Source organism: Zeimonas arvi (assembly GCF_008039575.1).
Taxonomy (GTDB): domain Bacteria; phylum Pseudomonadota; class Gammaproteobacteria; order Burkholderiales; family Burkholderiaceae_E; genus Zeimonas; species Zeimonas arvi.
On record NZ_VDUY01000001.1, the window covers coordinates 726,102 to 740,935 of the forward strand.

The window sequence follows — 14,834 nt, forward strand, 5'->3', positions numbered from 1 at the left end:
GAGATTTGACAGCGCCCCGCCCGGTTGGCATCCTCCCGCGAGCCGAACAACCGCTGTGGAAGAGATCGCGCAGGCCCTGCAGGCCCGCGCGGCGCCGAAGGTGTATCGCCCCGGAAACTCTCAGGCAAAAGGACTTCAGCGGTTCGGCGCTCTGGAGAGAAGCTGCATCCGGTCGTGACCGGGCCGCGGCTCGCCGAAGGAAACAGGTGGCGCGGACCACTCCGCGCCGCTGAATGTCTCAGGCAAACGGACAGAGGGGGCTGCCGGCCGGGTTCTTCCGGCCGCCCTTCGTCTTTTCAGCCTTCGCCGCACGCGCCCGACCCGCCGACTCGCGAACGCCTCTGGAGCCCGCCTTGGACAATCCCGCCGATCTGAAATACACCGCCTCCCACGAGTGGCTGCGCCGCGAAGGCGACGGCACCGCCACCGTCGGCATCACCGATCACGCCCAGGACGCCCTCGGCGAGCTCGTCTACGTCGAGCTGCCCCAAGTCGGCCGCCGCGTCGAGCAGGGCGAGGCCTGCGTGGTGGTCGAGTCCACCAAGGCGGCCTCCGACGTCTACGCACCGGTGACCGGCGAGATCGTCGCGGTCAACGAAGCGCTGGCCGACGCGCCGCAGACGGTCAACGAGGCGCCCTTCGCCGGCGGCTGGCTGTTCCGGATCAGGCCCGACGACGCCGGCCAGATCGACGGTCTGCTCGACGCCACCGCCTACGCCGCCGGCCCCGGCGCGGCCTGACCCTCCGCAGGAGCGACTCCTCCATGACCCCGCATGACCAGGCGGGCGACGGCGTTCGCGCGCTGCTCGCCCCCGACGAATTCCACGGCCGCCACATCGGCCCCTCCGAGGCCCAGCAGGCCGCGATGCTGGCCCGGCTCGGCCACCCCAGCCGTGACGCGCTGATCCGCGCCACGGTGCCGCCGGCGATCCTGCTCGACGCGCCGCTCGCCTTCGAAGGCCCGGCCACCGAAGCCGACGCGCTGGCCGAGCTGCGCGGCCTGGCCGCCCGCAACCAGGTCTGGCGCAGCTACATCGGCGCCGGCTACCACGACACCCTCGTGCCCGAGCCGATCCGGCGCAACGTGCTGGAGAACCCGGGCTGGTACACCGCCTACACGCCCTACCAGGCCGAGGTGGCCCAGGGCCGGCTCGAGGCCCTGCTGAACTACCAGCAGATGATCATCGACCTGACCGGCCTGCCGGTGGCCAATGCCTCGCTGCTGGACGAGGCCACCGCGGCCGCCGAGGCCATGGCGATGGCGCGCCGCGCGTCGAAGTCGAGATCGACGCGCTTCTTCGTCGACGCCGACGTGCACCCGCAGGTGCTGTCGGTGATCCGCACCCGCGCGCAGTGGATGGGATTCGAGGTGGTGACCGGCCATGCCGAAACGGTGCTGGGCGGCGACACGGCGCAGACCGGAGGCGACTCCGACTTCTTCGGCGCCCACCTGCAGACCCCCGACACCCAGGGCCGGCTGCGCGACTTCACGCCGCAGATCGCCGCGCTGCACGCCGCCGGCGCGCGGGTGTCGGTGGGCTGCGACCCGCTGGCCGCGATGCTGGTCAAGTCGGCCGGCGCGATGGGCGCCGACATCGCGATCGGCTCGGCGCAGCGCTTCGGCGTGCCGCTCGGCTACGGCGGCCCGCACGCCGCCTTCATGTCGGCGCGCGAAGAGCTGGTGCGCACGATGCCCGGCCGGATCATCGGCGTGTCGAAGGACGCCGCCGGCAATCCCGCATTGCGCATGGCGCTGCAGACCCGCGAGCAGCACATCCGCCGGGAGAAAGCCACCAGCAACATCTGCACCGCGCAGGCGCTGCTCGCCAACATGGCCGGCTTCTACGCGGTCTGGCACGGGCCGCAGGGGCTGCGCCGGATCGCGCTGCGGGTCAACGCGATGGGCCGTCTGCTGGCGAAGCTGCTGGCCGAGGTCGCGCAGGCCCGCGGCGGCGCGCCGCTGCAGCCCGCGCACGCGGCCTGGTTCGACACGCTGGCCTTCGACGTCGGCACGCTGCTCGCCGACATCCGCGAGCGCGCCGCCGCGCTGCGGATCAACCTGCGCGAGCTGCCGGCGGCCGAAGGCGAGCCGGCGCGCATCGGCATCGCGCTGGACGAGACCGTGAAGCCGGTCGACATCGTCGACCTGGTGTTCGTGCTGACCGGCCAGCATCTCGACGCGGCCTCGCTCGAGGCGGCGCTCGACGCGCTGCCGGCCGATCCGGCCTCGGTCCCGGCCGCGCTGCGGCGCACCGACGCGGTGCTGACCCACCCGGTCTTCAGCCGGCACCACAGCGAGAGCGAGTTCGTCCGCTACCTGAAGAAGCTCGAGAATCGCGACATCTCGCTGGTCCACTCGATGATCCCGCTCGGCTCCTGCACGATGAAGCTGAACGCGGCCGCCGAGATGGCGCCGGTGACCTGGCCCGAGTTCGCCGCCATCCATCCCTTCGCGCCGCGCGAGCAGGCGGCCGGCTACGCGGCGATGCTCGAGCAGCTCGGCCGTTGGCTGGCCGAGATCACCGGCTTTGCCGCCGTTTCCTTCCAGCCGAACTCGGGGGCCCAGGGCGAGTACGCCGGCCTGCTGGCGATCCGCGATTTCCTGGCCGCCCGGGGCCAGGGCCATCGCGACGTCTGCCTGATCCCTGCGTCGGCCCACGGCACCAACCCGGCGTCGGCGCAGATGATGGGGATGAAGATCGTCGTGGTGGCCTGCGACGACCAGGGCAACATCGACCTGGCCGACCTCGACGCGAAGATCGCGAAGCACCGCGATGCGGTCGCCGCGCTGATGGTCACCTACCCGTCGACCCACGGCGTGTTCGAGGACACGATCGTCGAGGTCTGCCGCAGGGTCCACGACGCGGGCGGACAGGTCTACATGGACGGCGCGAACCTGAACGCGCAGGCCGGCCTGACCAAGCCGGGGCTGATCGGCGCCGACGTCTGCCACATGAACCTGCACAAGACCTTCTGCATCCCGCACGGCGGGGGCGGCCCGGGCATGGGGCCGATCGCGGTGGCGGCGCACCTGGCGCCCCACCTGCCCACCGACCCGCTCTCGGGCGAGCCGGGGAGCGTGTCGGCGGCGCCCTTCGGCAGCGCGCTGATCACGACCATCTCGTGGATGTACATCCGGATGATGGGCGCATCGGGCATCCGCAAGGCCACCGAGGTCGCGATCCTGAATGCCAACTACGTGGCCGCCCGGCTGCAGGACTACTTCCCGGTGCTGTACCGCGGGCACTCGGGCAGCGTGGCCCACGAGTGCATCCTGGACATGCGCAACCTGAAGGCCGAATACGGCGTGTCGGCCGAGGACGTCGCCAAGCGGCTGATGGACTACGGTTTCCACGCCCCCACGCTGTCCTTCCCGGTGGCCGACACGCTGATGGTCGAGCCTACCGAGTCCGAGCCGAAAGCCGAGCTCGACCGTTTCTGCGACGCGATGATCGCGATCCACGGCGAACTGCAGAAGATCCGCAGCGGTGAGTGGGACGCCGAGGACAACCCCCTCAAGTGCGCGCCGCACACCGCGGCCGAGATCGCCGGGGAGTGGACGCACGCCTACTCGCGCGAGACCGCCGCCTTCCCGCTGCCCTGGGTGCGCGAGGCCAAGTTCTGGCCGTCGGTCAAGCGGATCGACAATGCCGCGGGCGACCGTCACCTGGTCTGCAGCTGCCCGCCGATGTCCGACTACGAGGAAGACGACGCCCCCGAGGCGCACCCGGCGCCGGCCGTCGAGCCGGCAGGAGCGACAGCATGACCGACACCCGACGCGTCCCGCTCGATGCGATGCACCGCGCCGCCGGCGCAAAGATGGGCCCGTTCGCCGGCTGGGAGATGCCGATCCAGTACCCGTCGGGGCTCAAGGCCGAGCATCAGCACACACGCGAGGCCGCGAGCCTCTTCGACGTCTCGCACATGGGCCAGCTGCGCGTGACCGCCGCCGACGGCCGGGCCGCGACGCTGCACGCCCAGCTCGAGGCGGCGTTGCCGGTGGACTTCGAGGACTGGGCCAGCGGCCAGCAGAAGTACTCGTACCTGCTCAACGACGCCGGCGGCATCGAGGACGACCTGATGCTGGTCCACCTCACCGACGGCCGGCACGCCGAGGTCCGGATCGTGGTCAACGCCGGCAACCGCGACGCAGACCTGAAGTGGTTCCACCGTCACTGCCCGAAGCTGCACTTCGAATGGGTGCCGGCGGCGCTGCTGGCGCTGCAGGGCCCGGGCGCGGAGCAGGCGCTCGCGGCGCTCGACCCGCAGGCCGCTTCGCTGCGCTTCATGCAGGCGGCCGCGCTGAAGCTGCTCGGCGCCGACTGCTTCGCCACCCGGTCGGGCTACACCGGCGAGGACGGCTACGAGATCTCGATCCCGGTCGAGGCGGCCGAGGCGATCGCCGCCCGCCTGCTCGAGATCGACGAGGTCAGGTGGGCCGGACTGGGCGCGCGCGACACGCTGCGGCTCGAGGCCGGCCTGCCGCTGCACGGCAGCGACATCGGTCCGCAGACCTCGCCGGTGGAAGCCGGACTGGCCTTCGCGATCCCGAAGTCGCGGCGGCCCGGCGGTCCGAAGGCCGGAGGCTTCCCTGGAGCCGAGACGGTCCTGAGGCAGTTTGCCGAGGGCGCGCACCGCAAGCTGGTCGGCCTGGTCTCGCACGACCCGGTGCCGATCCGGGCGCACAGCGCGATCGTCGACGCACACGAGCGCCAGATCGGCGAAGTCAGCAGCGGCACCGTGTCGCCCACGCTGGGCCACCCGGTGATGCTGGCGTGGCTCGAACGCCAGGCCATCGAGCATGAAGCCACCGCGCCGCTTCGCGCCGTGGTGCGCGACAAGCGGCCGGCGGTTCAGGTCACCTCCTTGCCCTTCGTGCCCAAGCGCTACAAACGCTGAGAAGCCTTGAGCGGCCGGGGTTCTATGGCTAGACTTCGCCCCGTAGCAACGAAACGAGCACGCCTCCCCCGGGCGTGACCGACAACGAACGGAGACGAAGCATGGCACGACGATTCCTGATCGGCTTGGCGGCTTGCGCCGCGCTGCTGGCCCCCACCCTCGCCTCGGCCGGCCCCACCCTCGACGCGATCAAGGAGCGCGGCTCGCTGCGCTGCGCGGTCAATACCGGCCTGCTCGGCTTCTCGGCGCCAGACAGCAAGGGGCGCTGGAACGGCATCGACGCCGACTTCTGCCGCGCGGTGGCCGCCGCGATCCTGGGCGACCCGGAGAAGGTGCAGTTCGTCGCCACCAACGCCCAGAACCGGTTCACCGTGCTGCAGGCCGGCGAGGCCGACATGCTGTCGCGCAACACCACCTGGACCTCGTCGCGCGACGCGACGCTGGGCTCGGTGTTCACCGGCGTGCTCTTCTACGATGGCCAGGGCTTCATGGTGCCCAAGAAGCTCGGCGTGAAGAGCGCCAAGGAGCTCGACGGCGCCACGGTCTGCGTGCAGCCGGGCACCAGCCGGGCACCACCACCGAGCTGAACGTCAGCGACTACTTCCGCTCGAACAAGATGAACTTCAAGCCGGTGGTGATCGCCGAGCTGAACCAGATCGAGCAGGCCTTCTTCGCCGGCCGCTGCGACGTCTACACCACGGACATCTCGGGCCTGGCGGCCACGCGTCTCAAGGCGCCCAACAAGGACGACTACGTGATCCTGCCCGACGCGATCTCCAAGGAGCCGCTGGGCCCGATGGTCCGCCGCGGCGACTGGGAGTTCTTCAACATCGTCAAGTGGACGCTGTTCGGTCTGCTCGAGGCCGAGGAGATGGGCGTCACCTCGGCCAACGTCGAGGCGAAGAAGGGCGAGGCCGCGAACAATCCGCCGCTGCAGCGCCTGCTGGGCCTGTCGGGCGACACCGGCAAGAGCATCGGCCTGGACAACGACTGGCTGATCCGCGCCGTCAAGGCGGTGGGCAACTACGGCGAGATGTACGAGCGCAACATCGGGCCGCTGGGCATCCAGCGCGGCCTGAATGCGCAGTGGACCAAGGGCGGGCTGATGTACGCGCCGCCGATCCGCTGATCGGTCCCTTCGGGTTCGGGGGACCCGGCCCGGCCTTGCCGGCCCGGATCCCTCCGTCGCACGCTCGCCCGGTCCTGGCCCAGGAGTCCGCCCCATGCTCTCCAACGAGCGCGCACGCGGCATCTTCTACCAGTTGCTGTTGCTGGCCGCCGTCTTCGGGGTCGGCTGGTACCTGATCGGCAACACGCTGCACAACCTGTCGACCCGGCAGATCCAGGTCGGCTTCGATTTCCTCGGCCGCGAGGCCGGCTTCGAGATCGCCGAGTCGCAGATCGCCTACGCGCCGAGCGACTCCTATTTCCGCGCCTTCCTGGTCGGGCTGTTCAACACGCTGCACGTCGCGCTGCTGGGCATCGTGCTGGCCACCGCGATCGGCACGCTGGTGGGCGTGGCGCGGCTGTCCACGAACTGGCTGATGTCCCGCCTCGCCTCGGCCTACGTCGAGACGATGCGCAACATTCCGCTGCTGCTGCAGCTCTTCGTCTGGTACGGCCTGTTCACCGAGCTGATGCCCCCGGTGCGCCAGGCGATCGACCTGGGCGGCGGGATCTTCGTCACCCAGCGCGGCCTCTACTATCCCTGGCCCGAGCCGCACGCGGCATGGCCTGCGGCTGGCTGGGCGCTGCTCGCAGGCATCGCGCTGGCCCTGGCCTGGCGCGCCCGGGCGAAGCGGGTGCGGGATCGCACCGGCCGGCAGCTTCCGGTCGGCCTGCCGATGGCGCTGCTGGTGCTGGGCCTGCCGCTGGCCGCCTGGGCGGCCCTGGGCGCGCCGACCTCGCTGGTCTACCCTGAGCTGCGCGGCTTCAACTTCCGCGGCGGCAAGGTGCTGTCGCCCGAGTTCCTCGCGCTGCTGATCGGCCTGTCGACCTACACCGCGGCTTTCGTGGCCGAGATCGTGCGGGCGGGCATCCTGGCGGTGGATCGCGGCCAGGGCGAGGCCGCGATGTCGCTGGGCCTGAACCGCGGCCAGGAGTTGCGGCTGGTCACGCTGCCGCAGGCGCTGCGCGTGATCATCCCGCCGATGACCAGCCAGTACCTGAACCTGACCAAGAACTCGTCGCTGGCGGTGGCGATCGGCTATCCGGACCTGGTCGCGGTCGCCAACACCACGATGAACCAGACCGGCCAGGCGATCGAGGCGATCGCGATCCTGATGGCGGTCTATCTGAGCATCAGCCTGCTGATCTCGCTGTTCATGAACTGGTACAACAACCGCGTCCGGCTGGTGGAGCGCTGAGCGATGACCGGACCCGCCGCCAGCACGCCAGACCCCGGCTCGCCCGGCGCGGGCCCGCGCGTCCCCGGCGCGCCGCCCGCACTGTCCCGCGGCCCGTTCGCCTGGATGCGGACGAACCTGTTCGCCACCCCCTTCGACACCGCCCTCACCATCCTGCTGCTGGCCGCACTGGCCTGGATCGTCCCGAAGGCCTCGGGGTGGCTGTTCTTCGACGCGGTGTGGGGAAACCAACCGCTCTCGGCCTGCGACGCGGTGCGCGGCCAGGGCGCCTGCTGGGCGGTGGTCTGGGAGAAGTTCCGCTTCATGATGTTCGGCGTCTACCCCTTTGACGAGCAGTGGCGCCCGGCGATCGCGATCTTCGTGCTCTCCGGCCTGCTGGTGGTCTCGGCCTTCCGCGCCTTCTGGAACCGACGGCTGGCGGTCGTCTGGACGATCGGCCTGGCGCTGACCTTCTGGCTGATGGGCGGCGGCCTGGGGCTCGCGCCGGTGCGCACCGAGCAGTGGGGCGGGCTGCCGGTCACGCTGATCCTGGCGATATTCGGCGTGGCCTTCGCCTTTCCGCTGGGCGTGCTGCTCGCGCTGGGCCGGAGGTCGAGCCTGCCGCTGGTGCGGGCCTTCTGCGTGGTCTACATCGAGGTGATCCGGGGCGTGCCGCTGATCACCGTCCTGTTCATGGCGTCGGTGATGTTCTCGCTGTTCATGCCCGAGGGCATGCGCATCGAGCAACTGCTGCGCGCGCAGATCGCGATCATCCTGTTCGTGGCGGCCTACCTGGCCGAGGCGGTGCGCGGCGGGCTGCAGGCAGTGCCCCGGGGGCAGTACGAGGCAGCCGAGGCGCTCGGCCTGCCCTACTGGAAGTCCACGGGGCTGATCGTGCTGCCGCAGGCGCTGCGCATCTCGATCCCGCCGATCGTCAACAGCTTCATCTCGCTGTTCAAGGACACGTCGCTGGTGGTGATCATCGGCATCTACGACTTCGCCTACGCGGTGAAGAAATCGGTGGAGACCGACTTCTCATGGAAGAAGTACTTCATCGAGGCCTTCCTGTTCTCGATCGTCGTGTACTGGATCTACTGCTTCGCGATGTCGAAGTACAGCCAGAAGCTGGAGCGCGATTTCGCGCGCGGCCACCAGCGCTGAGATCCGCAGCCGGAGCCCTCGAGTGAACCCGATGAACCCGTCGAACCCGAACCCAGCCGCCGGCGCCGCCGCGCAGCCGAACGAGGCGGGCGGCCCGCCGGCCATCGTCATCGAGAAGCTGAACAAGTGGTTCGGCGAGTTCCACGTGCTCGAGGACATCGACCTGACGGTGGCCCGCGGCGAGCGCATCGTGATCTGCGGGCCGTCGGGCTCGGGCAAGTCCACGCTGATCCGCTGCATCAACCGGCTCGAGCCGCACCAGAAGGGGCGGATCGTGGTCAATGGCACCGAACTGACCGACAACCTGAAGCACATCGACCAGGTCCGCTCCGATGTCGGCATGGTCTTCCAGCACTTCAACCTGTTCCCTCACCTGACCGTGCTCGACAACTGCACGCTCGCGCCGATCTGGGTGCGCAAGAAGCCGCGAGCCGAGGCCGAGGCCACCGCGATGAAGTTCCTGGAGCGGGTACGCATCGCCGACCAGGCGCAGAAGTACCCCGGCCAGCTGTCGGGCGGCCAGCAGCAGCGGGTGGCGATCGCCCGCGCGCTTTGCATGACGCCCTCGATCATGCTGTTCGACGAACCCACCTCGGCGCTGGACCCGGAGATGGTCAAGGAGGTGCTCGACACGATGATCATGCTGGCCGGCGAGGGCATGACCATGCTCTGCGTGACCCACGAGATGGGCTTCGCGCGGGCGGTGGCCGACCGGGTGATCTTCATGGACCGCGGCGAGATCGTCGAGCAGAACGCGCCGGGCCCCTTCTTCGACGACCCGCAGAACGAGCGGACCCGGCAGTTCCTCAGCCAGATCCTGCACCGCTAGATGTGCGCGACGACCTTGTCGAGCGCGTGCCGCAGGTGAAGGGTGAGCCCCAGGGCCGCCTGGTCGTTGGGCTTCAGGATCCGCTCCGAAAGCGGCAGCCAGACGCGCTCCTCGAAGTGCGCATGCTCGGCGTAGGAGCGGCACAGGCGATCGACCGCCTTGGTGTCGATGTCGGCCGTCTTGCCGCGCGCGAAGTTCTTCATCGCGGGCTCCAGTCCGGCCCACAAGGCCTCGAGCTCGCGGTGCTCCCGGGTGAGGCGCGCGATCAGCGAGTCGACCAGCTGGCGCTCGTCGCCGGGCGCGGCGCTGCGCGCCACCGCCGGAAACAGCGCCTCTTCTTCCTCGGCGTGGTGCTCGAACACCGCATCGCGCACGAAGCGCACCATGCCGTCGGCGAACTGGCGGGCCGCCGGCAGGTCTGCCGGATCGGCGAGCAGTTGCGGCAAGCGCTTCAGGCGCTCGAAGCGCGACAGGATGCCGGCGTGGCAATTCGAGAAGCCGGCGATCGGCCCCTCTTGCTGGGATGACTTGGCGCTCATGGTGTGCGGGCCCGAACGAGGAACTCGGGCCAGTCTGGGCGCATGAGGGCGGCGGGGTCTTGACGCAAGACAAGCCCCCGCACCGGCGCCCTCAGTCTAGGCGGAAGATCTTGCCCGGATTCAGGATGTTGTCGGGATCGAGCGCCCGCTTGATCCGCCGCATCAGGTCGATCGCGTCGGCGCCCGCCTCTTCCTCGAGGAAGCCGATCTTGTGCAGGCCCACGCCGTGCTCGCCGGTGCAGGTGCCGTCCATCGACTGCGCGAGCCTGACGATCTCGTCGTTCAGGCGCTCGGCCTCCTCGGCCTCTTGGGCGTCGTCCGGATCGATCAGCAGCACCGCGTGGAAATTGCCGTCGCCGACGTGGCCCAGCAGCATGGTCGGGAACTTCGCGGTGTCCAGGATGCGCCGCGCGCCGCTGATCGAGTCGGCCAGCCGGGAGATCGGCACGCAGGTGTCGGTCGAGATCGCCCGGCAGCCCGGCCGCATCTGCAGGCAGGCGAAATAGGCGTTGTGGCGGGCGTTCCAGAGCCGGGTGCGATCCTCGGGGCGGCTCGCCCACTCGAAGTCCTGGCCACCGTGCTCGCGGGCCAGCTGCTGGACCAGCTCGGCCTGCTCCTTGACCGAAGACTCGGTGCCGTGGAACTCGAAAAACAAGGTCGGGGCCTCGCGCAGCGTGGTCTTGCTGTGCGCGTTGATCGCGCGGATCGTCTGGTCGCAGAGGAACTCGCTGCGGGCGACCGGCACGCCGAGCTGGATGGTCTGGATCACCGTGTCGACCGCGTCGGCCATGGTCGGGAAGTTGACCACCGCGGCCGACACCGCCTCGGGCACCGGGTAGAGCTTGACCGTGACCTCGGTGATCACGCCCAGCGTGCCCTCGGAGCCGATGAAGAGCCGCGTGAGGTCGTAGCCGGCGCTGGATTTCTTGGCGCGGGTGGCGGTGCGGATCACCTTGCCGTCGGCGGTGACCACGGTGAGCCCCAGCACGTTCTCCTTCATCGTGCCGTAACGGACCGCGTTGGTGCCCGAGGCGCGGGTGGCGCTCATGCCGCCGAGGCTGGCGTCCGCGCCCGGATCGATCGGGAAGAACAGCCCGGTGCTCTTGAGCTCCTCGTTGAGCTGCTTGCGGGTCACGCCGGCCTGCACGGTCACCGTGAGGTCTTCGGCGTTGACCGCCAGCACCTTGTTCATCTGCGACAGGTCGATCGACACCCCGCCCTGCACCGCCAGCAGATGCCCTTCCAGCGACGAGCCCACGCCGAAGGGAATCAGCGGGACCTTGTCCTGCGCGCACAGGCGCACCACCTCGGCGACCTCCTCGGTGCTGTGGGCGTAGACGACCGCGTCGGGCGGGATCGCCGGGAACGGCGACTCGTCGCGGCCGTGGTGGTCGCGCACTGCCTGGGCGGTGCTGAAACGCTCGCCGAAGCGCGCGCGCAGCGCGGCGATCATGGCGTCGGGCAAGGGGCGGCGCAGCGCGTCGCTGAAGGCGTAGGGGTGGTTCATGTCGGTGACTCCGGATGTGCGATGGGCGCCGCTCAGAAGCGATGCCGCATGCCCACGGCAATGACCCGTTCCGTCGGGCCTGCCGGAGATTTCAGCGCGTCGCGGTAGAGCATGGCGTAGAGATCGGTGCGCTTCGAGAGCAGGTGGTCGTAGCCCAGCGCCCAGCCGTCGCGCTTCTCGGAAGACAGCGGGTCGGCGTCCTCGATCTTCGAGTTCGCCCACGAGGCGAGGAGCTTTCCCGGGCCGAGCGGCACCGAGGCGCCGAGCTGCCAGGTGCGGACATCGACCTCGGTGGCCGGGCCCGCGCCGCTGTCGGCGATGTCCTGGTACTGCGCGAAAAGCTTCGCGGCCTTCAGGTCGTAGCTCGCGCCCAGCAGCCAGGCCTTCTGCTCGCGGCCGTCGCCCGGCGCGAGGGTGCCCGACAGGTCGATCGAGCGGTACGCCAGCGAGGCGGCAAACGGCCCCGAGCCGTAGTGGATCACGCCGTCGAAGGCCCTGCCCCGCTTGCGGTCGGGCTGCGTGCCCCGCTCCTCGCCGGCCGACCACAGCAGGTCGCTGCGCCAGGGGCCGCGGCCCGCGGTCTGCAGCCGGATCGAGTTGCTCATGCCGGTGTCGCCGGCCAGCGTCCCGCGAAACGTGTGCGCGATCATCGGCCCGAAGACGAAGGAGTCCGCCAGCGGGTTGAACTCGAGCAGCGACACGAAGTAGGGCGCGGTGTTCCTGCCGAAGGTCGTGCGGCCGAACCCGCCCTCGAAACCGACCGCCGCGCTGCGCGCCCAGAAGGCGTCGCCGTCGAAGCGCCCGGCCGCGCCGGTGTCGTTGCGCAGGAAGGCCTCGAGCTGGAACACCGCCTTCAGCCCGCCGCCCAGGTCCTCGGCGCCCGCGACGCCGACGAAGGAGGTCTGCATGCCGCCCGAGTCGACCACGGTCCGCGAGACGGCCGGCGCGCCGGGCGACTCGGTCCGGATCGACCCGGCGAAGCCGTCGATCACGCCGTAGACGGTGGTATGCTGCGCGAACGCCGGACCGGCAAGCAGGCCGCCGGCGAGACAGGCGCTTGCGAGCAGGATGTGTCGGGACGGGGCGGGCATCGGCATGTCGGGGGTCGGCGAGTCGGGTGTCGGCGAAGGCCCTCGATCTTAGCCGACCCGGCGCCCAGGCCAAAGGCGAAAGGCCCTGACGCCGGCGCCCTGCCCGCAGGCTTTAAACTGCGGGCTTTCCCCCGAGCAGGACCAAGGAGATGGGACACCGACTCTCGCGCATCGCCACCCGCACCGGCGACGACGGCACCACCGGGCTGGGCGACGGCAGCCGAACCGGCAAGGACAGCCTGCGGATCGCCGCGATCGGCGAGGTCGACGAGCTGAACTCGACGATCGGCCTGCTGCTCGCCGAGGCCGTGCCCGACGCGATCCGCGACCAGCTGATCGCCATCCAGCACGACCTGTTCGACCTGGGCGGCGAGTTGTGCATCCCGGGTTTCGAGAACGTGCACGAGGCGCAGGTCGCGAAGCTCGACGCGCTGCTGGAGGAACACAACGCCGCGCTGCCGCGGCTGCAGGAGTTCATCCTGCCCGGAGGCGCGCGCACCGCCGCGATCGCCCACGTGGCGCGCACCGTGTGCCGGCGGGCCGAGCGCGCCGTGGTGTCGCTGGGCCGCGAGGAGACGCTGCGTCCGGTGTGCCGTCAATACCTGAACCGGCTGTCCGATCTGCTCTTCGTGCTGGCGCGGGTGCTCAACCGCGAGGCGGGCTGCGGCGACGTGCTCTGGCAGAAGGACCGCGTCAAGGGCGGCTGAGCGCGCAAGGCGTGAAGAGATCGGATCCCTTCACACCTTGTCAGGTGTCGCGCGCGGCTTCCAGGTAGGACACCAGCTTGGCGCTGGTCTGGCGAAGCCGGTCGGAGAGCAGCTGGACCAGCTTCAGCAGGATCTTGTTGCCGAGCTCGGGCTCCTCGGAGAGCACCAGCATCAGCGAGTCGCGCGAGAGCACCGCCAGCCGGCAGTTCTCGAGCGTGACGCAGGAGGCGAAGCGCGGCTCGCCGTCGAACATCGACATCTCGCCCAGTGCGTGGCCCACATGGGCCACCGCGATCCGGGAGGGATAGTTGTAGCGATTGCGACGCAGGACGTCGATCATGCCGTCCATCAGCAGCATCATGAAGTCGCCAGGCTCGCCCTCGTTGATGATGGTGACCCCGGGCGGCGCCTCGTAGACGTACATGAAGCCGCCCAGCTTGCGGGTTTCCTCGATCTCGAGACCTGAAAAGAGCGGCGTGCGCGACATCAGCCGGTGGATCTCCTCGGCGTAGTCGTTGGCGCGGCCGACCGGCACCAGCCCCAGCGCGGTCAGGCGCTCGTGGGGCGTGCGCCGCCCGGCGCCCGCCGTGGCGGCCGCCTGGTCCTGGGGCGCGGCATTCGTCGTCTGCATTTCCACCTCCGGAAGCAGGCCCGAAGTCTATAGGACGAATCAGATACCGGTCATTCGTCGACGGCAAGCCTGCGCTGACGAACGGCATCGGCCAGGTGCTCGAGAATCGAGACCGTGTCCTCCCAGCCGATGCAGCCGTCGGTGATGCTCTGGCCGTAGGTCAGCGCCTTGCCGGGCACCAGGTCCTGGCGGCCGGCGTTCAGGTGGCTCTCGACCATCACCCCGAAGATCCGCATGTCGCCGGCGGCGAGCTGCGTGGCGACGTCCTTCAGCACCGGGATCTGGTTCTCGGGCTTCTTCTGGCTGTTGCCGTGGCTGGCGTCGATCATCAGCCGGCAGGCCAGCGCGGCGGCCGCGGCCTCCTTGCAGGCGGCATCGACACTCGCCGCGTCGTAGTTCGGCGCCTTGCCGCCGCGCAGGATCATGTGACAGTCCTCGTTGCCGTTGGTCGACACGATGGCCGAGTGTCCGCCCTTGGTCACCGACAGGAAATGGTGGGGCTGCGAGGCCGCCTTGATGGCGTCGAGCGCGATCTTCAGGTTGCCGTCGGTGCCGTTCTTGAAGCCCACCGGGCAGGACAGCCCCGAGGCGAGTTCGCGATGCACCTGCGACTCGGTGGTGCGCGCACCGATGGCGCCCCAGGCGATCAGGTCGGCGATGTACTGCGGGGTGATCATGTCGAGGAACTCGGTGCCGCAGGGCAGCCCCATCTCGTTGATGTCCAGCAGCAGCGAGCGGGCGGTGCGCAGCCCCTTGTTGATGTTGAAGGTGTCGTCGAGATCCGGGTCGTTGATCAACCCCTTCCAGCCCACCGTGGTGCGCGGCTTCTCGAAATAGACCCGCATCACGATCTCGAGGTCGTCCTTCAGGCGTTCGCGGACCGCCACCAGGCGCTGCGCGTACTCGAGCGCCGCCTTCGAGTCGTGGATCGAGCAGGGCCCCACGACGACCAGCAGCCGGTCGTCCATCGAATGCAGGATGCGGTGGGTCGCCTGACGCGAAGCGTAGGTCGTGGCCGCCGCGCGATCGCCGATCGGGTACTCGCGAAGCAGGTGGGAGGGCGGCGCGAGCTCCTTGATCTCGCGGATCCGGACATCATCGGTGGTGACGGTCATGACGGGCCTT

12 protein-coding genes, 1 pseudogene and 2 riboswitches are annotated in these 14,834 nt (G+C 69.8%); of the genes and pseudogenes, 8 read left to right on the plus strand and 5 right to left on the minus strand.

Annotation, left to right across the window (positions count from 1 at the left end):
* Positions 1-46: 46 nt before the first annotated feature.
* Positions 47-146, plus strand: a riboswitch (glycine riboswitch).
* Positions 147-149: 3 nt separating this feature from the next.
* Positions 150-256: riboswitch (glycine riboswitch) on the plus strand.
* Between the two features lie 97 nt (positions 257-353).
* The 7 genes and pseudogenes from gcvH (at position 354) to FHP08_RS03415 (ending at position 9,234) form a co-directional block, all read left to right on the plus strand.
* Positions 354-740: a glycine cleavage system protein GcvH gene (gene gcvH / locus FHP08_RS03385; RefSeq protein ID WP_187272148.1), complete on the plus strand. Its 387-nt coding sequence runs from the start codon at positions 354-356 to the stop codon at positions 738-740.
* Positions 741-763: 23 nt separating this feature from the next.
* The gene (gene gcvP / locus FHP08_RS03390; RefSeq protein ID WP_147702871.1) at positions 764-3,766 is read left to right on the plus strand and encodes an aminomethyl-transferring glycine dehydrogenase; all 3,003 of its coding nucleotides are present in this window, start codon (positions 764-766) and stop codon (positions 3,764-3,766) included.
* Positions 3,763-4,899 (plus strand): glycine cleavage system aminomethyltransferase GcvT, encoded by a 1,137-nt coding sequence (gene gcvT, locus FHP08_RS03395; RefSeq protein WP_147702872.1) that lies wholly within the window; start codon positions 3,763-3,765, stop codon positions 4,897-4,899. Before gcvP ends, gcvT begins: the two co-directional genes overlap by 4 nt.
* A gap of 101 nt (positions 4,900-5,000) precedes the next feature.
* A pseudogene (locus FHP08_RS03400) lies at positions 5,001-6,028 on the plus strand (amino acid ABC transporter substrate-binding protein).
* A gap of 94 nt (positions 6,029-6,122) precedes the next feature.
* A complete protein-coding gene (locus tag FHP08_RS03405) occupies positions 6,123-7,265 on the plus strand; it encodes an amino acid ABC transporter permease (RefSeq protein WP_147702873.1) in 1,143 nt (380 codons plus the stop codon).
* Positions 7,266-7,268: 3 nt separating this feature from the next.
* Complete coding sequence (locus FHP08_RS03410; protein WP_147702874.1) at positions 7,269-8,405, plus strand: amino acid ABC transporter permease; 1,137 nt, start codon at positions 7,269-7,271, stop codon at positions 8,403-8,405.
* A 31-nt stretch (positions 8,406-8,436) separates the two neighbouring features.
* Positions 8,437-9,234 (plus strand): amino acid ABC transporter ATP-binding protein, encoded by a 798-nt coding sequence (locus FHP08_RS03415; protein WP_147703121.1) that lies wholly within the window; start codon positions 8,437-8,439, stop codon positions 9,232-9,234.
* On the opposite strand, the gene FHP08_RS03420 is transcribed toward FHP08_RS03415, so the two are convergent.
* The 3 genes from FHP08_RS03420 to FHP08_RS03430 all read right to left on the minus strand — a co-directional run bounded on the left by FHP08_RS03420 (position 9,231) and on the right by FHP08_RS03430 (position 12,371).
* Positions 9,231-9,773 carry a hemerythrin domain-containing protein gene (locus FHP08_RS03420; protein ID WP_147702875.1) on the minus strand — a complete coding sequence of 181 codons (543 nt, stop codon included), beginning with the start codon at positions 9,771-9,773 and terminating at the stop codon, positions 9,231-9,233. The two genes, FHP08_RS03415 and FHP08_RS03420, sit on opposite strands and share 4 nt — an antisense overlap.
* A 91-nt stretch (positions 9,774-9,864) precedes the next feature.
* A complete protein-coding gene (locus FHP08_RS03425; protein ID WP_147702876.1) occupies positions 9,865-11,280 on the minus strand; it encodes an FAD-binding oxidoreductase in 1,416 nt (471 codons plus the stop codon).
* Between the two features lie 32 nt (positions 11,281-11,312).
* Entirely contained in the window at positions 11,313-12,371 is a 1,059-nt protein-coding gene (locus FHP08_RS03430; RefSeq protein WP_187272149.1) for a porin, read from the minus strand.
* Between the two features lie 149 nt (positions 12,372-12,520).
* On the opposite strand from FHP08_RS03430, the gene FHP08_RS03435 reads away from it, so the two are divergent.
* Positions 12,521-13,078, plus strand: coding sequence for a cob(I)yrinic acid a,c-diamide adenosyltransferase (locus FHP08_RS03435; RefSeq protein WP_147702878.1), 558 nt, complete (start codon positions 12,521-12,523; stop codon positions 13,076-13,078).
* A 40-nt stretch (positions 13,079-13,118) separates the two neighbouring features.
* Here FHP08_RS03435 and FHP08_RS03440 read toward each other — a convergent pair whose 3' ends face one another.
* Positions 13,119-13,709, minus strand: a complete 591-nt coding sequence (locus tag FHP08_RS03440; RefSeq protein WP_147702879.1) for a cyclic nucleotide-binding domain-containing protein — start codon at positions 13,707-13,709, stop codon at positions 13,119-13,121.
* A gap of 50 nt (positions 13,710-13,759) precedes the next feature.
* Positions 13,760-14,824 carry a 3-deoxy-7-phosphoheptulonate synthase AroG gene (gene aroG, locus FHP08_RS03445; protein ID WP_147702880.1) on the minus strand — a complete coding sequence of 355 codons (1,065 nt, stop codon included), beginning with the start codon at positions 14,822-14,824 and terminating at the stop codon, positions 13,760-13,762.
* Positions 14,825-14,834 lie beyond the last annotated feature (10 nt).